The sequence below is a fragment of the Pseudomonas sp. MWU12-2037 genome, assembly GCF_023242345.1.
Lineage (GTDB): Bacteria > Pseudomonadota > Gammaproteobacteria > Pseudomonadales > Pseudomonadaceae > Aquipseudomonas > Aquipseudomonas gingeri_D.
Genome location: NZ_JALLIZ010000008.1, coordinates 211,060 through 230,564, shown reverse-complemented (window position 1 = coordinate 230,564; position 19,505 = coordinate 211,060). Strand labels below are relative to the sequence as shown.

Sequence of the window (19,505 nt, the reverse complement as noted above, 5' to 3'; positions counted from 1 at the left end):
GACATTCTGCCCCAGTGCAAAAAAGTACCGAACGAAGTGTCGTCAAGGATTTGTCAGGACGGCGTTTGAAGGCTGTAATCAATGCCAGATTCTTCCTGGACACCGGAAGACACAACAACAATAAACTGACCTTCAGCGCCTCCGTGCGTAATGAAGAGGAGTGTTCGATGAAAGCCATTGCCACCGCACTGCTTGTCACCACCGGTCTCACCCTCAGCGGCGTCAGTCTTGCCGCCCAGACCCTGACCATCGCCACCGTCAACAACAGCGACATGATTCGCATGCAGAAGCTGTCGAAAACCTTCGAAGCCGAGCACCCGGACATCAAGCTCAACTGGGTGGTCCTGGAAGAAAACGTCCTGCGCCAACGCCTGACCACCGATATCGCCACCCAGGGCGGCCAGTTCGACGTGCTGACCATCGGCATGTACGAAGCTGCACTCTGGGGCGCCAAAGGCTGGCTGGAACCGATGAACAACCTGCCCGCCGCCTACGATATCGATGACGTATTCCCGTCGGTACGTGACGGTCTTTCCGTCAAGGGCACCCTGTTCGCCCTGCCGTTCTACGCCGAAAGCTCCATGACCTACTACCGCACCGACCTGTTCAAGGACGCCGGCCTGACCATGCCCGAGCGCCCGACCTGGGAACAGATCGGCGAGTTCGCCGGCAAGCTCAACCACCCCGACAAGGAGCAATACGGTATCTGCCTGCGGGGCAAGGCCGGCTGGGGCGAGAACATGGCCCTGATCACCACCGTGGCCAATGCCTACGGCGCGCGCTGGTTCGATGAGAAGTGGCAGCCGGAATTCAACGGCCCGGAGTGGAAGAACGCCCTGAACTTCTACGTCGACACCATGAAAAAAGCCGGCCCGCCGGGCGCTTCGAGTAACGGTTTCAACGAAAACCTGGCGCTGTTCAACAGCGGCAAGTGCGCCATGTGGGTCGACGCCAGCGTGGCCGGTTCCTTCGTCACCGACAAGACCCAGAGCAAGGTCGCCGACCACGTCGGCTTTACCTACGCGCCGCATCAGGTCACCGAGAAAGGCTCGGCCTGGCTCTACTCCTGGGCCCTGGCGATCCCGACCAGTTCCAAGGCCAAGGACGCGGCGAAAGTCTTCAGCAGCTGGGCCACCTCCAAGGAATACGGCGCGCTGGTGGCCAAGGAAGACGGCATTGCCAACGTACCGCCAGGCACTCGCGCCTCGACCTACAGCGATGCCTACATGAAGGCCGCGCCGTTCGCCAAGATCACCCTGGAATCCCTCAAGGCCGCCAACCCGAAAGACCCGAGCGCCAAGCCCGTGCCTTATGTCGGGATCCAACTGGTGACCATTCCCGAGTTCCAGGCCATCGGCACCCAGGTCGGCAAGCAGTTCTCCGCCGCACTGACCGGCCAGACCACCGTCGACAAGGCCCTGGCCGATGCCCAGACCTTCACCGAACGCGAAATGAAACGCGCGGGTTATCCGAAGTAACCCTGTCCTGGGACATGCACCATCCCTTGTAGGAGCAGAGCTTGCTCGCGAAGGCGACCTCAAGATCGCTAAAAGCTTCGCGGGCAAGCTCCGCTCCCACACAAGCTCCGCCCCCCACAGGACGGAGTCCCCAAAGGACTGAGATTGCCCGCTCCTTGCACCTAATCGGTTTTGAACACCATGAATACCTCCACTGCCAAAGCCCATATGGATATACCCCAGCCGCTGCGCAAAAGCCGTTTGCGCAACCCCGGCTGGTTTCTGGTCTCACCATCAGTCGGCCTGTTGCTGCTGTGGATGATCGTGCCCCTGGGCATGACCGTTTACTTTTCGCTGATCCGCTACAACCTGCTCTATCCGGGCGAGAACCAGTTTGTCGGCCTGGAAAACTACACCTACTTCCTGACCGACTCGGGCTTTCTCCCGGGCGCCACCAACACCCTGCTCCTGGTGGGCAGCGTGCTGCTGATCAGCGTGGTGTTCGGCGTGCTGATCTCGGCGCTGCTGGAAGCCAGTGAGTTCTTCGGCCGCGGCATTGTCCGGGTCCTGTTGATTTCGCCCTTCTTCATCATGCCCACCGTCGGTGCGCTGATCTGGAAAAACCTGATTTTCCACCCGGTCTCGGGGATTCTCGCCGCGCTGTGGCGAGTATTCGGCGCACAGCCGGTGGACTGGCTGGCCCATTACCCGCTGCTGTCGATCATCATCATCGTCTCCTGGCAGTGGCTGCCCTTCGCCATCCTGATCCTGATGACCGCCATGCAGTCCCTCGACCAGGAACAGAAAGAAGCCGCGCGCCTCGACGGAGCAGGTCCCGTGGCGATCTTCTGGCACCTGACCCTGCCGCACCTGGCCCGGCCGATTGCCGTGGTGGTGATGATTGAAACCATCTTCCTGCTCTCGGTGTTCGCGGAAATTTTCACCACCACCAACGGTGGTCCGGGCTACGCCTCGACCAACCTGGCCTACCTGATCTACAACCAGGCCCTGGTGCAGTTCGATGTCGGCATGGCTTCGGCCGGCGGCCTGATCGCCGTGGTCATCGCCAATATCGCCGCGATCATCCTGGTCCGGATGATCGGCAAAAACCTGACAGACAAGCCTTGAGGCCCGCGCCATGACCCTCACACTCAAACAATCCCGGCGCCTGCAAAGCGTTCTGCTCGGCACCCTGGCCTGGGCCATCGCGATCCTGATCTTCTTCCCGATCTTCTGGATGGTGCTGACCAGCTTCAAGACCGAGATCGACGCGTTCGCCACGCCGCCGCAGTTCTTCTTCACCCCGACGCTGGAGAACTACCTGCATATCCAGGAGCGCAGCGACTACTTCCACTTCGCCTGGAACTCGGTGGTGATCTCCTTCAGCGCCACCTTGCTGTGCATGCTGATCGCGGTGCCGGCGGCCTACTCCATGGCGTTCTATGAAACCCAAAGGACCAAACGCACCCTGCTGTGGATGCTCTCTACCAAGATGCTACCGCCGGTGGGCGTGCTGATGCCGATCTACCTGCTGGCCAAATCCTTCGGCCTGTTGGACACGCGCCTGGCGCTGATCGTGATCTACACCCTGATCAACCTGCCGATCGTGGTCTGGATGATTTACACCTACTTCAAGGACATCCCCAAGGACATCCTCGAGGCGGCCCGCCTCGACGGCGCGACCCTGTGGCAGGAAATGGTCCGGGTGCTGCTGCCGATCAGCAAGGGCGGGCTGGCCTCGACCCTGCTGCTGTCGCTGATCCTGTGCTGGAACGAGGCTTTCTGGTCATTGAACCTGACCTCCTCCCAGGCCGCGCCGCTGACCGCATTGATCGCCTCCTACTCAAGCCCCGAAGGTTTGTTCTGGGCCAAATTATCGGCCGTTTCGACCCTGGCCTGCGCTCCGATCCTGATCTTCGGCTGGATCAGCCAGAAGCAATTGGTGCGCGGTTTGTCCTTCGGCGCTGTGAAATAAATACTTAAAAGGAGCCTCACCATGGCCAACCTGAAAATCAAGAATCTGCAAAAGGGCTTCGAAGGCCTGTCCATCATCAAGGGCATCGACCTGCAAGTGAACGACCGCGAGTTCGTGGTCTTCGTCGGCCCGTCGGGCTGCGGTAAATCGACCCTGCTACGACTGATCGCGGGTCTCGAGGAGGTCACCTCCGGCACCATCGAGCTGGACGGTCGCGATATCACCGAAGTCAGCCCGGCCAAGCGCGACCTGGCGATGGTCTTCCAGACCTACGCCCTGTATCCGCATATGAGCGTACGCAAGAACATGTCCTTCGCCCTCGACCTGGCCGGCGAGGCCAAGACCGAGGTGGAGCGCAAGGTCAATGAGGCCGCGCGGATCCTGGAGCTCGGTCCGTTGCTGGAGCGCAAGCCCAAGCAACTCTCCGGTGGCCAGCGCCAGCGTGTCGCCATCGGCCGCGCCATTGTGCGCAACCCGAAGATTTTCCTGTTCGACGAACCGCTGTCCAACCTCGACGCCGCCCTGCGGGTGCAGATGCGCCTGGAACTGGCGCGCCTGCACAAAGAGTTGCAGGCCACCATGATCTACGTGACCCACGACCAGGTCGAAGCCATGACCCTGGCCGACAAGGTGGTGGTGCTCAATGCCGGGCGCGTCGAGCAGGTCGGTTCGCCCCTGGAGCTCTATCACGCACCGGCCAACCTGTTTGTCGCCGGCTTCCTCGGCACGCCGAAAATGGGCTTTCTCAAGGGCAAGGTCAGTCGCCTCGACGGCCAGGGCTGTGAAGTCGAACTGGAGGCCGGCACCCGCATCAGCCTGCCGCTGAGCGACCCCGGCCTCAGCGTCGGCAGCCCGGTGACCCTGGGGATTCGCCCGGAGCACCTGGAACTCGCCAAGCCCGGCGACTGCACCTTGCAGGTCACCGCCGATGTCGGCGAGCGCCTGGGCAGCGACACCTTCTGCCATGTGCGCACCGCCTCCGGCGAAGCCCTGACCATGCGTATCCGCGGGGACATGGCCAGCCAGTACGGGGAAACCCTCAAGCTGCACCTGGACAGCAGCCACTGCCATTTATTCGATGCCAACGGTGTAGCGGTCGCCCGTCCGCTGCGCGCTGCCGCCTGATTGCCGAGAGCCTTAGCCATGAAACTGAACAAGCAGAATCTCAACCGGCTGGCCCCTGAAGTGCGCCTGCCCCTCTACAACCTGGCCGATACCCGCCAGGGCATCGTCCATATCGGCGTCGGCGGTTTCCATCGCGCCCACCAGGCGTACTACACCGATGCCCTGATGAACACCGGCGAGGGCCTGGACTGGGCCATCTGCGGGGCCGGCCTGCGCAGCGAAGACCGCCGCGCCCGGGACGACCTGGCCGGGCAGGACTACCTCTTCACCTTGTTTGAGCTGGGCGACAGCGACGACACCGAAGTCCGGGTGATCGGCGCCATCAGCGATATGCTGCTGGCCGAGGACGACCGCCAGGCCCTGATCGACAAGCTGGCCTCGGCAGAGATCCGCATCGTTTCGCTGACCATCACCGAAGGTGGTTACTGCATCGACGACAGCAACGGCGAGTTCATGACGCACCTGCCGCAGATCCAGCACGACCTCAGCCACCCCGAGGCGCCGCAGACCGTCTTCGGCTTTCTCTGCGCGGCCCTGGCCAAGCGCCGGGCCGCCGGTATCCCGGCCTTCACCCTGATGTCCTGCGACAACCTGCCCCACAACGGCGCGGTGGCCCGCAAGGCCCTGCTGGCTTTCGCCGCCTTGCGCGACGCCGACCTGCATGACTGGATCGCCACCCATGTGAGCTTTCCCAATGCCATGGTCGATCGCATCACGCCGATGACCAGCACCGCCCACCGCCTGCAACTGCACGACGAACACGCCGTCGACGACGCCTGGCCGGTAGTTTGCGAACCTTTTGTGCAATGGGTGCTGGAAGACAAGTTCGTCAACGGCCGCCCGGCCTGGGAAAAGGTCGGCGTGCAGTTCACCGGCGACGTCACGCCCTATGAAGAGATGAAGATCAAGCTGCTCAACGGCAGCCACCTGGCCCTGACCTACCTGGGTTTCCTCAAGGGTTACCGGTTTGTCCACGAGACCATGAACGACCCGCTGTTCGTCAAGTACATGCGTGCCTACATGGACCTGGACGTTACCCCGCAGCTGGCGCCGGTGCCGGGTATCGACCTGACCGAGTACAAGGACACCCTGGTGCAGCGCTTCTCCAACCAGGCGATTGCCGACCAGTTGGAGCGGGTCTGTTCCGACGGTTCGTCGAAGTTTCCCAAGTTCACCATCCCGACCATCAACCGGCTGATCGCCGACGGTCGCGAGACCGAGCGCGCGGCGCTGGTGGTGGCGGCCTGGGCCCTGTACCTCAAGGGTGTCGATGAAAACGGCACGACCTACAGCATTCCGGACCCACGGGCCGAATTCTGCCAGGCGCTGGTGGCGGATGACACCTTGATCGTGCAGCGGCTGTTCGCTGTCGAGGAGATTTTCGGCACCGCGATTCCCCAGTCCGCCGAGTTTATCGCCGCTTTCGAACGCTGCTTCAACAGCTTGCGGGAAGTGGGCGTAAGCAAGACGCTGGAGCGTTTGTTGGCCAAGATTACGGCCTAGAGATCGAAACATGAACCTGTGGGAGCGGAGCTTGCCCGCGAAGCTTTTGGCGGTCTCACGGACGCCTTCGCGAGCAAGCTCAGCTCCCACAACGATGCAGTGATCCAGTTCCAACTCCGGGCACCGTCATGAATCAGAAACTCTATCTCGGTATCGATTGCGGTACCCAAGGCACCAAGGCCATCGTCCTCGACAGCGTCAGCGGCCAGGTGCTGGGCCAGGGCTCGGCACCTCATACGATGATCAGCGGTGCCAACGGCCGCCGTGAACAGGACACCGGGCAATGGCTGGACGCTTTCGTCCAATCCACCCGGCAAGCACTGGCCGCGGCCAGCGTCGACGGCCAGGCAATCCTCGCTATCGGCGTCTCCGGCCAGCAACACGGCCTGGTCCTGCTCGATGAACAAGGCCAGGTCCTGCGCCCGGCCAAGCTCTGGTGCGACACCGAAACCACCCCGGAAAACCAGCGTCTTCTGGAACAGCTGGGAGGCGAACAGGGTTCACTCGAACGCCTAGGCCTGGTCATCGCTCCCGGTTATACCGTGTCCAAGTTGCTCTGGACCCAAGAGCAGCACCCGCACCTGTTCGCCCGGATCGCCCATATCCTGCTGCCCCACGATTACCTCAACTACTGGCTTACCGGCCGTAGCTGCGCGGAATACGGCGACGCCTCGGGCAGCGGCTATTTCGATGTGCGCAAGCGCTGCTGGGACCTGCCGCTGCTGCGCGAGATCGACCCCAGCGGGCGCCTGCAAGCGGCCTTGCCGGAGCTGATCGAAGCCCATCAGCCGGTGGGCCGGATCCTTCCCGAGATCGCCGGGCTGCTGGGCATCAACCCCAACGCCCTGGTCTCCAGCGGTGGTGGCGACAACATGATGGGTGCCATCGGCACCGGCAATATCCAGGCCGGGATCATCACCATGAGCCTGGGCTCGTCCGGTACGGTCTATGCCTATGCCGACCAACCGCTGATCAGCCCCCACGCCTCGGTCGCGGCCTTCTGCTCCTCCAGCGGCGGCTGGCTGCCGCTGATCTGCACCATGAACCTGACCAACGCCACCGGTGCCGTGCGTGAGCTGTTCAATCTCGGGCTCGACGACTTCAATGCCCGGGTCGAGCAAGCCCCGATCGGCGCCGAAGGGGTCAGCATGCTGCCGTTTCTCAACGGCGAACGGGTCCCCGCCCTGCCACAGGCCACGGGCAGCCTGTCAGGCCTGACCCTGACCAACCTGACCCAGGCCAATCTCTGTCGCGCGGTGGTCGAGGGCACCACCTTCGGCCTGCGTTACGGATTGGACCTGCTACGCGAAGCCGGCCTGCGGAGCCACGGCATCCGCCTGACCGGTGGCGGTTCGAAAAGTCCGGTGTGGCGGCAGATGGTCGCCGATATCATGGACACCCCGGTGGTCTGCACCCGCCAGAGCGAAGCCGCGGCCCTCGGTGCGGCAATCCAGGCGGCCTGGTGCGAGTCCGCCGGCGTGCAAAATCTGGCCGAACTGTGCGAACGTTGCGTCAGTCTCGATCTGACGAGCGAAACCCGGCCAATCGCGGCCAACGTCGCCGCCTACCAACCCGTTTATCAGCACTACCGCCAACAGGTAGCGGCCCTTCAAGAGTGAGTACCCATGTATCTGGTCTGTGGTGAAGCGCTGTTCGATTTTTTTAGTGAGCCTGATGCGAGCGGGCAAACCTCGAAAGTGAATTTCAAGGCGATTGCCGGCGGTTCGCCGTTCAACGTCGCGGTCGGCCTGCGCCGTCTGGGGGTCGATGCGGCATTGTTTGCCGGGCTGTCCACCGACTACCTCGGGCGCCGCCTGCAGCAAGTCCTGCAGGAAGAAGGTGTACGCGCGGATTACCTGCTGGACTTCGACGCCCCCACCACCCTGGCGATGGTCGCCGTGGGCGCCGACGGCTCGCCCCATTACAGTTTCCGTGGTGAGGGCTGCGCCGACCGCCAGTTGCTACCGGGCCACCTGCCGAAACTCGGCGACGAGGTGCGTGGGTTGCATATCGGCTCGTTCTCGCTGGTGGTGCAACCGATTGCCGACACCCTGCTGACCCTGGTACGCCGGGAAAGCGGGCGCCGGCTGATCACCCTCGATCCCAACGTCAGGCTCAACCCGGAACCGAATATAGAACTGTGGCGCCAACGTATCGCGGCCCTGGCCGAACATGCCGACATGATCAAGGTCAGCGACGAGGACCTGGGCCTGCTCTATCCGGATCGCGACCCGCAGAGCATCGCCCAGGAATGGCTGGCCCAGCGCTGCCAACTGGTGTTCCTGACCCGTGGCACCCAGGGCGCCAGCGTCTACAGTCGCCGGCATGGTCACTGGTCGGTGCCGGCCCGTGAAGTCATCACCGCCGACACCGTCGGTGCCGGCGATACCTTCCAGGCGGCCCTGATCGCCTGGTTGACCGAGCAGCAGTTGGACTCGGTGCAAGGTCTGGAACGCCTGGACAAGCCCCAGATCGACGCGATGCTGAACTTCGCCGTCAGCGCCGCGGCCATTACCTGCAGCCGCACCGGACCGGACCTGCCCTATCGCCATCAGGTGGTGTAACAACGCCCCTGCCCAAGACTGCCGCCCTCGTGACCAGCAATAACGGGGGCTGCCAAGACCTGTCAGTCACGTCTGGACAAAGCATTCCAATCCGACAACAGGTTCAACCACGCGGTGAGTTGCCATCCTCCACCAACCCCCAATCCTTGGCGTCCAGCTCCTTCGCCGCGACCGGCGGCGCGGGAGGCGTCTTCTGCACGCTGAGGGCCGCGGTATCCTGATGCAGTTTCAGGCGCAGGCGCAGGTTGTTCACCGAGTCGGCGTTCTTCAGTGCCTCCTCCTCGTCGATCGCCCCCTCCACCACCAGCTCGAACAGCGCCGTATCGAAGGTACGCATGCCGATCAGCTCGGACTTCTCCATGATGCCCTTGAGCTCGGAGAACTCGTTGCGCTTGATAAAATCACGCACCGTCGGCGTGCCCAGCATCACTTCCACCGCCGCCCGGCGCTTGCCGTCAAGGGTGGCGACCAGACGCTGTGAAACGAAGGCTTTGAGGTTGTTGCCCAGGTCGTTGAGCAACTGCGGCCGGCGGTCTTCCGGGAAGAAGTTGATGATGCGGTCCAGCGCCTGGTTGGCGTTGTTGGCGTGCAGGGTGGAGATCGCCAGGTGCCCGGTATCGGCGAAGGCCAGGGCGTGCTCCATGGTTTCGCGGTCGCGGATCTCGCCGATCAGGATCACGTCCGGGGCCTGGCGCAGGGTGTTTTTCAGCGCCGCGTGGAAACTGCGGGTGTCGACCCCGACTTCGCGCTGGTTGATGATCGACTTCTTGTGCCGATGGATATACTCCACCGGGTCTTCGATGGTGATGATATGGCCACTGCTGTGGCGGTTGCGGTAATCGATCAACGCCGCCAGCGACGTCGACTTGCCCGAACCGGTGGCGCCGACGAACAGCACCAACCCGCGTTTTTCCATGATGGTCTCAAGCAGGATCGGCGGCAGCTTGAGGTCTTCGAAACGAGGGATTTCCAGCTTGATATTGCGCGCGACGATGGACACTTCGTTGCGTTGCTTGAAGATATTGATCCGGAAACGGCCGACACCCGGCAAGGACAGCGCCAGGTTCATTTCCAGTTCGCGCTCGAACTGCAGGCGTTGTTCGGCGTCCATGATACCGTCGGCAATGGCCGCCACTTCCCCGAGTTTCAGCGATTCACCGCCCAGCGGCTTGAGCACGCCGTTGAATTTGGCGCAGGGCGGCGCACCGGTGGACAGGTACAGGTCCGAACCGTCCTGGGCGGCCAGGGTTTTCAGCAGTGCGTGGATATCCATGGCAAAGGTGTCCGCAATACAGTCAAAAAGAGGTTTAGCGATTAAGCTTGTGTCATTTCAATGTGACGAATGTCTACAGCTTGGCGGGATAATAAGCCGCGGCGCAACCCAAAGCTTCACCTTCAAGGCAGGTTTATGAACGGATCTCAAGGCGACACCGCCACCCGACTCGGTACCTGGGACTGGGATATCGACCAGGACCTTTTTGTCGCCGATGCCCACTTCGCCCAATTGCACGGAGTCGACCCGGCGCTGGCCAGCCAGACGCCCATCAATGTCTACTTGGACAGTGTGCACCCTGAGGACCGTGCCCTGGTGGCTCAAGGTATCAAACAGTGCCTGGAGCAGCACACCGAGCACGCTGAAGAATACCGGGTATTGCAGGCCGACGGCCAGGTGCGCTGGGTCTTTGCCCGGGGCCGCTGCCACCTCGACCCCCATGGTCGGGCACAGCGCTTTGTCGGTGCCGCGCTGGATATCACCGAACACAAACGCACCGAAGAGGCCCTGCGCAATCTCAACGAGACCCTGGAAGAGCGCGTCGCCCAGCGCACCCGGGCGCTGGCCGAGTCCAACCAGCGCTTGCAGAACGAGATGTTCGAGCGCGAGCGGGCCGAAGAAGCCTTGCGTCATGCGCAGAAAATGGAAGCGGTGGGACAACTCACCGGCGGCATCGCCCATGACTTCAACAATATGCTCACCGGCATAATCGGCAGCCTGGATCTGATGCAACGTTACATCGCCGCCGGACGTAGCGACGAAATCGGCCGTTTTGCCGACGCCGCCGTGAGCTCGGCGCAACGGGCCGCCGCCCTCACCCACCGGCTGCTGGCGTTTTCCCGGCGGCAATCGCTGGACCGCAAACGTATCGACCCCAACCAACTGGTGCGCTCGCTGGAAGAGCTGTTCAGTCGTACCAAAGGGGCCCATATCACCCTGAAAGTCGAGTTGGGCCAGGACGTGTGGCCGGTCAACACCGACACCGGGCAACTGGAAAGCGCCCTGCTCAACCTGGTGATCAATGCCCGCGACGCCATGCCCGACGGCGGCGAGCTGCGCGTCGTGACCAGCAACAGCTACCTCGACGGCGGCGATATCAGCACCCTGGAACCGGTCAAGGCCGGTGACTATGTGATGATCGGCGTCAGCGACAACGGCACCGGCATGAGCCCGTTGATCCTGGCCAAGGCGTTCGACCCGTTCTTCACCACCAAACCCATCGGCCAGGGCACGGGCCTGGGTTTGTCGATGATCTATGGCTTTGCCCAGCAGTCCGGCGGTCACGTCACCCTGGAAAGCGAGCCGGGCAAAGGCACCTGCGTACGCTTGTACCTGCCGCGCTATCACGCGCCGCAAACCGAGACGCCGCGACCGGCGCTGCAACCCGCGGAATCGCCGCTGGCCGAGGTCGACGAGTCGGTGATGGTGGTGGAGGATGATCCGGCGGTACGGATGCTGGTGCTCAATGTCCTCGACGAGCTGGGTTATACCGTGCACCCGGCGGCGGACGCGCGGACCGCCTTGCCGCTGCTGGAGTCGAGCCTGCGCATCGACCTGCTGGTGACCGATGTCGGCCTGCCGGGTATGAACGGCCGGCAACTGGCGGAAGTTGCTCGTCAGCACCGTCCGGGGCTCAAGGTGTTGTTTATGACCGGTTATGCCGAGAAGGCCGCCGAGCGCCAGGGTTTTCTTGAACCGGGCATGGATCTGATCGCCAAGCCTTTTACCCTGGATGCACTGGCGAACCGGGTGCGCGACATGATCGGGCAAACGTCCTGATCTTCGGGCATAATCCCGCGCCCGTCGCACGCCCCAAGGTTTCAAGGTAACGAATCGATGAAAGCCCAAGCCCGTCATATCCTGGTCAAGACCGCCGAGGAAGCCGAACAACTCAGGCTACGTATCGTCAAGGGCGAAGCCTTTGATGTGCTGGCCAAGAAGTACTCCACCTGCCCGTCCGGCAAGCGCGGCGGCGACCTGGGTGAAGTCCGTCCGGGGCAGATGGTCGGGGCTATCGACCAGGTGATTTTCAAGAAGCCGCTACGTACCGTGCATGGGCCGATCAAGAGCAAGTTCGGGTATCACCTGGTGCAGGTTTTCTATCGCGATTGAACCGGGGGACCGCGTTATCGTTCTTCGCGGCGGTGCGGCGATCCGACAAGCCCTGCTCCTACAGCACTGCGTCGATCACAAACTTTGTGTACGACACCAACCTGTAGGAGCAGGGCTTGCCCGCGAAGAGGCCCGCAAGAACACTGTATTTTCCCGATCAGTCTCGCGGAATCAACGCCCCACGCACCTGAATCACCCGACTCGCCAGCCGATGCCCGGCCAAGGCCGCCTCTTGTGGATCACCGCCCGTCAGGCGACTGGCCAGATACGCCGCACTGAACGAATCCCCCGCCGCCGTGGTGTCCACCACTGTCTCGACCTTCTGCGACGGCACCTCGAAAGCCGCGCCCTCGCAGTGAACCAGGCAACTCTCCGCTCCCCGCTTGATCACCACTTCCGGGATGCCGATATCTTCATAGGCACGGAACACCGCCTCGCCATCGGCATAGTCGAACAGCGCCTGCTCGTCCTCCAGGGTCAACAAGGCCAGGTCGACATAGGGCAATACCGAGCGATACGCCTCGCGCGCCTGCTCGACATCCGCCCAGAGACGCGGCCGATAGTTGTTGTCGAAAACCACCCGGGTATCGCCCCGACGGGCCTCTTGTAGCACGGCAATCAGCTTTTTCCGCCCGAGCTCGCCCAGCACCGCCAGGGTGATACCGCTGAAATACAGCACGTCGTAATCCGGCAAAGCCGCCAGCACCGGCGCGGCTGTCGGCGCGGTGAAGCAGTCGCGCACGGCCGCTTCGTTGCGCCAGTAGAGAAAGCGTCGCTCGCCCTTGGCGTCGGTCTGGATGCAATACAACCCGGGCAAGCGCCCCGGCAGGCGTTGCACCAGGTCCAGGCCGATGCCTTCCTCGCGCCAGATCCGGCACATGCTGTCGCTGAAGCTGTCATCGCCCAGGGCGGTGACATAGTCCACCGAAGCCCGTCCGCCCAGTTCGCGGGACAGGTAGACGGCGGTGTTCAGGGTGTCGCCGCCGAAGCTCTGGTGCAGGCTGCCGTCGGTGTGTTGTTGCAGTTCGATCATGCATTCGCCGATCAGGGCGATGCGCGGTGGGGGCAGGTTCAGGGTGGTCATTCGGAAAGTCTCGTGGTGTCAGGGCGGGCCTCTTCGCGGGCAAGCTCCGCTCCCACATTAAATCCAGGTTGAACCGCAATGTTGCGAACAACCGAAAACCTGTGGGAGCAGGGCTTGCCCGCGAAAGCAATATCCGCTTAGAAACAGGTCTCGAAGGTTTCAATCACGCTCAACTGTTCATCGACAATGCAACCGACCCGCCACTTGTCGAAGGTCAGGCACGGATGCGAAGTACCAAACGAGACGATATCCCCGACCTTCAACTCACAACCCGGCGCCACCGTCATGAACGCATGCTGGTCCATCACCGCCGTGACCTTGCAGGCGCTGAGATCCTCGCCCACCGCTGGCAACACCCCCGGCTGATAACGCAGCAACGGCACCGGCAACCCGGCATCGAATGCCACATCGCGCTTGCCCAGGGCGATCACCGCAAACCCCGGTTCCGGCATCGATTGCACATGGGCCCAGACCTCCAGCGCCGGACGCAAGCCTTCGCTCAGATCCCCCCGACGATGCAACACGCAGCACTGGGCGTCCTTGTAGATACCATGGTCGTGGGCGACATAACTGCCCGGGCGCAACACACTGAGAAAACGTCCGTCAGCGTCCTGGGCCTCGAATTCCTCGGCGATCAGGTCATACCAGGCCGACCCCGAGGCGGTGATGATCGGCTTGCCGATATCAAACGCGCCGCTGTTCTGCAGGTCCACCGCCAGCCGCACCAGGGAACCGGCGAAGGCGCGGATCCCGCTCTCGGCCTGATCGCCGTGAATCACCCCTTCGTAACCTTCGATACCGGTCAGGGCCAGTGCCGGCTGGGCCTTGATCGCCCGGGCCAGGTCCAGCACCTCCTGTTCGCTGCGGCAACCGCAACGACCGCCGACCACGCCATACTCGATCATCACGTTCAAACGCAGGCCGCGTTCGGCGAAGAAAGCCCCCAGGGCCGCAACGTTGTCCGGGTGATCGACCATGCAGTAAAACTCGAACTGGGCATCGGCCAACAACTCGGCGATCAGCGCCATGTTCGGCGCGCCCACCAGTTGGTTGGCCATCAGCACCCGGCGGACACCCGCCGCGTAGGCGGCACGGGTCTGCACGGCGGTCGCCAGGGTGATGCCCCAGGCCCCGGCGGCCAGTTGCCGAGCGAACAGCGCCGGGACCATGCTGGTCTTGCCATGGGGCGCCAGTTCGGCACCGCTACGGCTGACGAAGTCCTGCATCCAGCGGATATTGTGCTCCAGGGCGTCGCGGTGGAGCACCAGCGCCGGCAGGCTGACATCGCTCACCAGTTGCGCGCCGACGTTGGCGGCGCCTTTTTCCACGGCGGCGAAGTTCAAGGCAGTAGACATTCCAAACTCCTTATCGGCGGCGCCCTTGGCGGCCGCGCTAGTCGTTGATGCGACGGGCCAGGTTGTTCGCGCTCTCGATCAGCACCCGGCGATAGTCGTTGTAGTTGGTCTTGGCATCGGCCCGTGGGGCAACGATGCACAGGGTGGCGATGCAAATGCCCCGCTCGTCCTTGACGGGCGCGGCGAAGCAATGAGTAAAGGTGTCGGCGACGCTGTCGAAGGAAAAGAACCCGTCGATCCCGGCCTGGCGGATTTCCTTGAGGAATACCTCCAGCGGCAGGCGCTGGCCGTCCGGCAGGATAAAGTCATCCTGGTCGATCAGGTCGATGATCTGCTGGTCGCTCAGGTGCGCCAGCAGCAGGCGCCCGGAAGCGGTCCAGGGGATCGGCGCGTTTTCGCCGATATCCGAGGAAATCCGGAAATGCCGCTCACCTTCCTTCATCAGCGCCACGGTGTATTTGCGCCCGTTGAGCAGGCACATCTGCGCGGTTTCCCGGGTCTGGCTGACGATCTCCTGCAAGGCGTGGTCGGCCTCGCGGGTCAGGTCGAAGTGCCGCAGGTGCGCCTGGCCGAGAAAATACAGCTGGCGGCCCAGGTAGACATGGCCCTCCTTGCCGACCGACTCGAGGATGCGCCGCTCCAGCAGTGATGCCACCAGCTCGTAGACCGTGGATTTGGGGCTGCCGATACCGCCGGCAATGTCGTTGGGACGCAGCGGCTGGCCGACCTCCTTGAGGTAATCGAGGATATCGAACGCCCGGTCCAGCCCTTTGGCCCGGCGCTTGATGGTGTCTTCGGTCATGTCAGTGCCATCCCATTGGAAAAATTGCCGGGGAGTTTACCCATTCATCACTTCTTCTTGTACGCGATGCAATCGATCTCGACCTTGCAGTCGACCATCATATTCGCCTGGACACAGGCGCGCGCCGGGGCGTGCTCGGGTGTGAAGTACTCGGAAAACACCTTGTTGAAGCTCCAGAAATCCCGCGGATCTTCCAGCCAGACACCGGCGCGGACCACATCTTCCAGGCCATAACCGGCCTCTTCGAGAATCGCGATCAGGTTCTTCATGGTCTGGTGAGTCTGCTCGACGATACCGCCAACAATGATTTCGCCATCCAGCGCCGGCACCTGGCCGGACACATGCAACCAACCGTCGGCTTCGACGGCCCGGGCGAAAGGACGCGGCTGACCGCCACCCGCGGTGCTGCCGGTGCCATAACGAGTAATGCTCATACTGTTCTCCTTGAATAAAAAATTAAAAGCGGGTGTTTTTCAGAAATTCCGCGAGACGCGGCGACTGCGGGCGTTCGAACAGTTCTTTGGGTGGCCCCTGTTCTTCAATACGCCCCTGGTTCATGAATACGATCTTGTCCGAGACCTCAAAGGCAAAGCGCATCTCGTGGGTGACCAGCAACATGGTCATGCCCTCTTCCGCCAGGCCCTTGATCACCGCCAGCACCTCACCCACCAGCTCCGGGTCGAGGGCCGAAGTCACTTCGTCGAACAGCATCAGGCTGGGGTTCATCGCAATGGCCCGAGCAATCGCCACCCGCTGCTGCTGGCCGCCGGACAACTGCCCCGGAAAGTGATTACGCCGCTCCAGCAGGCCGACCCGCTCCAGCCACTTCTCCGCCAGCGCGACGGCCTGGTCCTTGGGCAGCTTCTTGACCTTGAGCAGGCCCAGGGTCACGTTCTGCAAGGCCGTCAGGTGCGGAAACAGGTTGAACTGCTGGAACGCCATGCCGGTCATGGCCCGGTGCTGGGCAATGACTTTTTCCGGGTGACGGACACGCTTGCCGTTCACTTCGCTGTAGCCGATGGACTCGCCGTCCAGGGTGATCTGGCCGCCCTGGAACTCTTCCAGCAGGTTTACGCAGCGCAGCAGCGTGGTCTTGCCCGAGCCGCTGGAGCCGATCAGCGTGACCACGTTGCCGCGCTGCATGTCCAGGTCGACGCCCTTGAGCACTTCGAGCTTGCCGTATTGTTTGTGCAGCCCGCGAATGCTGAGCAGTGCTTGGGAATCAGTCGTCATGGCAAGGCCACCCGCTTTTCAATATGCCGACCGAGCAACTCGATCGAGTAGTTGATGATGAAGAACAAGAAACCGGCGAACAGATAGAACTCCAGGGTCATGAAGGTCCGGGCGATCACCTGCTGGGTGCTGAGCAGCAGCTCGGCGACACCGATCACCGAAAGCAGGGTCGAAGCCTTGACGATCTCGGTGGACGAGTTGACCCAGGTCGGCAGGATCTGCCGCAGCGCCTGGGGTAGCAGCACATAGCCGAGGGCCTGGTGGAAGGTCAGGCCGATGGCCTTGCTCGCTTCCATCTGCCCGCGGGGGATGGCCTGCATCGAGCCGCGCACGATCTCCGCCACGTGGGAACCACAGAACAGCGTCAGGCCCAGGGCACCGGCCTGGAAGGCGCTGATCTGCCAGCCCAGGGCCGGGGCCATGTAGAAGCAGGCGAGGACCAGAACGAACACCGGGGTGCCGCGGATCAGGTCGACATACAGACGAAACGGCGCGCGCATCCAGAACTTGCCGTAGGTCAGCACCAGCCCGGCGACAATGCCGATCAGGGTGCCGCAGACAATCGCCAGGAGCGAGACCGCGACACTGGCCTGGAATCCCTCCCAGAGGGTTTCCCGGGCGATCCACAACTCATGCCACCAACTTTGCGATTCGTACATGAGTGCCTCCTATCGGCGGATCGCCAGACGCTGCTCGAGGTAACGAAGCATCAGGGCAATGAGGTAACAGGCGACCACATAGAGCGCCGTGGTGACCATCCAGGTTTCGATTACCCGGTAGCTTTCCACGTTGATCTTGCGGGCGTGATAGGTCAGCTCCGGCACGGCGATGGCCGCCGCCAGGGAGGTGTCCTTGAACAGGGAAATAAAGTTGTTGGACAGCGCCGGCAGCACGTTGCGCAACATCACCGGCACGGTGACATAGGCCCGCACCTGCCATTCGCCGAGGCCGATGGCCAGCCCGGCTTCGCGCTGGCCCTTGGGAATGCTCAGCAGGCCGGCGCGGAACACCTCGGTCAGGTAGGCCCCGGCATACAGCGACAGCGTGACGATAAACGAGGGAATCTTGTCCAGCCGGATGCCCAGGCTCGGCATGGCGAAGTAGATCAACAGGATCAACACCAGGATCGGCGTATTACGGATCACCGTCACATACACCGAGGCCAGTGCCCGCAATGCGCGATGCTTGCTGAGCAAGGCAAACGCCATCATCAGGCCGATCACACAACCGATGGCGATGGACACCAAGGCCAGTTCCAGGCCCAGGCCCAGTCCCGCCAGCAAGGTGTCGAAATCGCGCCAGACGGCGGCAAAGTTCAACTGATAGTTCATGGTTCGCAGTACCTTCGACGGGGCGCCGAGTGCGGCGCCCTGCCCTTAACGGATCACTTGAATTCGACAGGGAAACCGATTTCCGGCGAAGGAAGATCGACGCCGAACCATTTCTTGAAGGAGGCTGCGTAGGTGGGGAACTCGACGCCGGTCATGGCTTCATGCAGCGCGGTGTTGACGAAGTTCAGCCAGTCCTGGTCGCCGCGCTTGACCGCGCAGGCATAGGTCTGTGGGCTCCAGGCAAAGGCCGGACTGCGATACATGCCGGGTTTCTGCACCATCAGGTACTTGACCGAGGACTGGTCGGTGGCGGCGGCATCGGCGCGACCGGTGCTCATGGCCTGGTACATCAGGTCAACGCTGTCGTACTGGTCGACCTTGGCCTTGGGCAGTGCCTGGTGCACCAGTTCCTCAGCGTAGACGTTCTGCAGCACGGCCACGGTAACGCCGTCGCCGGCGGCGCGCAGGCTGTCGATTTCCTTGTACTTGCTATTGGCTGGCAGCAGCAGCGCGACACCCTCGCGGTAGTACGGCAGGGTGAAAGCAACCTGCTGGGCACGGCTCGCGGTGACGGTGATGAACTGGCAGCTGATATCGACCTTGTCGGTCAGCAGGTTGGGAATCCGCGCATCGGAAGACTGCACCACGTATTCGACTTTGCTGGCGTCGTTGAACAGCCCCTTGGCGATCATGCCGCCGATATCGATATCGAACCCCTGCAACTTGCCGTCGGCGCCCTGGAAGTGCCACGGCGCGTTGGTGCTACCGGTGCCTACAATCAAGTGACCGCGTTTGAGCACGCTATCGAGCTTGCTGTCCGCCGCTTGCGCAGCAACCGCCGCCGAAGCCGCCAGAAGAAAAACACAGGCTTTAAACAAGGAAAGTCCACGCTGCATGACGTTGCACTCCGATGATGTGTATTCCGCTATAACGGAACCTAGTATGTAACAACGGAATAGACAGCAGAATCTGTGCCAGCAGATTCAGCGCACTGCAATCGAGGCTATAAACTCAATAAAAATCAATGAGATAAAATCTTCCGAAAAAGCAATGTCACAGGCGGTAGCACAGCATGGTGCTACGGAAGGCTACGAGGGGGTGGGTGTGAAGGCCCCAAGGCGGTGCGGGGGTGGGTGATTTGGGGGCGGCCTTTAGCAACTCCGTTAGCAAGCTAATAGAAAGTCCAGCACTTAATTCCGCGTTAATCCTGCAGACGGAAAGTGAAATTGACCGCGCTCGCGCAGGCTTGCCCTGACGCCCTCCGCGGCATACCCCGCGCCACTCGTGGTGCCGGGGTGAACGCTCAAGCCGCTCAGGAGAAACACCATGAAACTGCGTACCCTGCTGGTAACCGGCGCCCTGGCCCTTTCGGCCCTTGCCGGCGTGGCCCAGGCCGACACCACCCAACCCGTGCCTTATCAATACGGCATGCCCCTGCACGTGGCCAAGGTCATCTCGATGACTGAGCAACCGAGCCATGAATGCAAAGTCATCACGGCCGACATGAAGTTCATCGATACCGCCGGCAAGCCCGCGGAGATCAGCTACCTCAAGCTGTCGGATTCCTGCAATTTCAATAACTGATTCCAATAAGACCGGATCCTGAAAACACCGCAAAACCTGGAGCTGGCTTGTCGGGACGCCGTATCGCAGCGATGAGGGCCTTGAGCCTTGCGCTGTCCATACGGACG

General features: G+C 62.3%; 19 protein-coding genes. 10 read left to right on the top strand and 9 right to left on the bottom strand.

Going from position 1 to position 19,505, the window contains the following annotated elements; translation table 11 throughout:
- Positions 1-167: 167 nt before the first annotated feature.
- The 7 genes from M5B42_RS17065 (at position 168) to M5B42_RS17035 (ending at position 8,624) form a co-directional block, all read left to right on the top strand.
- Complete coding sequence (locus tag M5B42_RS17065; RefSeq protein ID WP_103495653.1) at positions 168-1,478, top strand: sugar ABC transporter substrate-binding protein; 1,311 nt, start codon at positions 168-170, stop codon at positions 1,476-1,478.
- A gap of 207 nt (positions 1,479-1,685) precedes the next feature.
- Positions 1,686-2,585 (top strand): sugar ABC transporter permease, encoded by a 900-nt coding sequence (locus M5B42_RS17060; protein WP_248746557.1) that lies wholly within the window; start codon positions 1,686-1,688, stop codon positions 2,583-2,585.
- 10 nt (positions 2,586-2,595) lie between these two features.
- A complete protein-coding gene (locus tag M5B42_RS17055) occupies positions 2,596-3,432 on the top strand; it encodes a carbohydrate ABC transporter permease (RefSeq protein WP_100941163.1) in 837 nt (278 codons plus the stop codon).
- A 21-nt stretch (positions 3,433-3,453) separates the two neighbouring features.
- Positions 3,454-4,557 carry a sn-glycerol-3-phosphate ABC transporter ATP-binding protein UgpC gene (gene ugpC, locus M5B42_RS17050; protein ID WP_103495647.1) on the top strand — a complete coding sequence of 368 codons (1,104 nt, stop codon included), beginning with the start codon at positions 3,454-3,456 and terminating at the stop codon, positions 4,555-4,557.
- A gap of 18 nt (positions 4,558-4,575) precedes the next feature.
- Positions 4,576-6,060: a mannitol dehydrogenase family protein gene (locus tag M5B42_RS17045; protein WP_248746498.1), complete on the top strand. Its 1,485-nt coding sequence runs from the start codon at positions 4,576-4,578 to the stop codon at positions 6,058-6,060.
- 128 nt (positions 6,061-6,188) lie between these two features.
- Positions 6,189-7,679 (top strand): xylulokinase, encoded by a 1,491-nt coding sequence (gene xylB / locus M5B42_RS17040; RefSeq protein WP_248746497.1) that lies wholly within the window; start codon positions 6,189-6,191, stop codon positions 7,677-7,679.
- Between the two features lie 6 nt (positions 7,680-7,685).
- Positions 7,686-8,624 carry a carbohydrate kinase gene (locus M5B42_RS17035; protein ID WP_248746496.1) on the top strand — a complete coding sequence of 313 codons (939 nt, stop codon included), beginning with the start codon at positions 7,686-7,688 and terminating at the stop codon, positions 8,622-8,624.
- Positions 8,625-8,727: 103 nt separating this feature from the next.
- On the opposite strand, the gene M5B42_RS17030 is transcribed toward M5B42_RS17035, so the two are convergent.
- Positions 8,728-9,897: a PilT/PilU family type 4a pilus ATPase gene (locus tag M5B42_RS17030; RefSeq protein ID WP_248746495.1), complete on the bottom strand. Its 1,170-nt coding sequence runs from the start codon at positions 9,895-9,897 to the stop codon at positions 8,728-8,730.
- Between the two features lie 135 nt (positions 9,898-10,032).
- Between M5B42_RS17030 and M5B42_RS17025 the strand changes: the two genes are divergently transcribed.
- Positions 10,033-11,676: a PAS domain-containing hybrid sensor histidine kinase/response regulator gene (locus tag M5B42_RS17025; RefSeq protein WP_248746494.1), complete on the top strand. Its 1,644-nt coding sequence runs from the start codon at positions 10,033-10,035 to the stop codon at positions 11,674-11,676.
- A gap of 57 nt (positions 11,677-11,733) precedes the next feature.
- The gene (locus M5B42_RS17020) at positions 11,734-12,009 is read left to right on the top strand and encodes a peptidylprolyl isomerase (protein WP_103499111.1); all 276 of its coding nucleotides are present in this window, start codon (positions 11,734-11,736) and stop codon (positions 12,007-12,009) included.
- 157 nt (positions 12,010-12,166) lie between these two features.
- On the opposite strand, the gene M5B42_RS17015 is transcribed toward M5B42_RS17020, so the two are convergent.
- The 8 genes from M5B42_RS17015 to M5B42_RS16980 form a co-directional block, all read right to left on the bottom strand.
- Positions 12,167-13,093, bottom strand: coding sequence for a sugar kinase (locus M5B42_RS17015; RefSeq protein ID WP_248746493.1), 927 nt, complete (start codon positions 13,091-13,093; stop codon positions 12,167-12,169).
- A 137-nt stretch (positions 13,094-13,230) separates the two neighbouring features.
- Positions 13,231-14,448: an amino acid deaminase gene (locus M5B42_RS17010; protein ID WP_248746492.1), complete on the bottom strand. Its 1,218-nt coding sequence runs from the start codon at positions 14,446-14,448 to the stop codon at positions 13,231-13,233.
- 37 nt (positions 14,449-14,485) lie between these two features.
- Complete coding sequence (locus M5B42_RS17005) at positions 14,486-15,250, bottom strand: IclR family transcriptional regulator (protein ID WP_248746491.1); 765 nt, start codon at positions 15,248-15,250, stop codon at positions 14,486-14,488.
- 47 nt (positions 15,251-15,297) lie between these two features.
- On the bottom strand, positions 15,298-15,684 hold the full coding sequence (locus M5B42_RS17000) for a RidA family protein (RefSeq protein ID WP_103499108.1): 387 nt from the start codon (positions 15,682-15,684) through the stop codon (positions 15,298-15,300).
- Between the two features lie 22 nt (positions 15,685-15,706).
- A complete protein-coding gene (locus M5B42_RS16995) occupies positions 15,707-16,483 on the bottom strand; it encodes an amino acid ABC transporter ATP-binding protein (RefSeq protein WP_100941152.1) in 777 nt (258 codons plus the stop codon).
- Positions 16,480-17,142: an amino acid ABC transporter permease gene (locus M5B42_RS16990; protein ID WP_248746490.1), complete on the bottom strand. Its 663-nt coding sequence runs from the start codon at positions 17,140-17,142 to the stop codon at positions 16,480-16,482. Before M5B42_RS16990 ends, M5B42_RS16995 begins: the two co-directional genes overlap by 4 nt.
- Positions 17,143-17,151: 9 nt before the next feature.
- Positions 17,152-17,814 carry an amino acid ABC transporter permease gene (locus M5B42_RS16985; protein WP_152738858.1) on the bottom strand — a complete coding sequence of 221 codons (663 nt, stop codon included), beginning with the start codon at positions 17,812-17,814 and terminating at the stop codon, positions 17,152-17,154.
- 53 nt (positions 17,815-17,867) lie between these two features.
- Positions 17,868-18,710 carry a transporter substrate-binding domain-containing protein gene (locus M5B42_RS16980; RefSeq protein ID WP_103499106.1) on the bottom strand — a complete coding sequence of 281 codons (843 nt, stop codon included), beginning with the start codon at positions 18,708-18,710 and terminating at the stop codon, positions 17,868-17,870.
- Positions 18,711-19,140: 430 nt separating this feature from the next.
- Here M5B42_RS16980 and M5B42_RS16975 point away from each other — a divergent pair, with 430 nt between their 5' ends.
- Complete coding sequence (locus M5B42_RS16975) at positions 19,141-19,398, top strand: DUF2790 domain-containing protein (RefSeq protein ID WP_248746489.1); 258 nt, start codon at positions 19,141-19,143, stop codon at positions 19,396-19,398.
- The last annotated feature ends 107 nt before the right edge of the window (positions 19,399-19,505 follow it).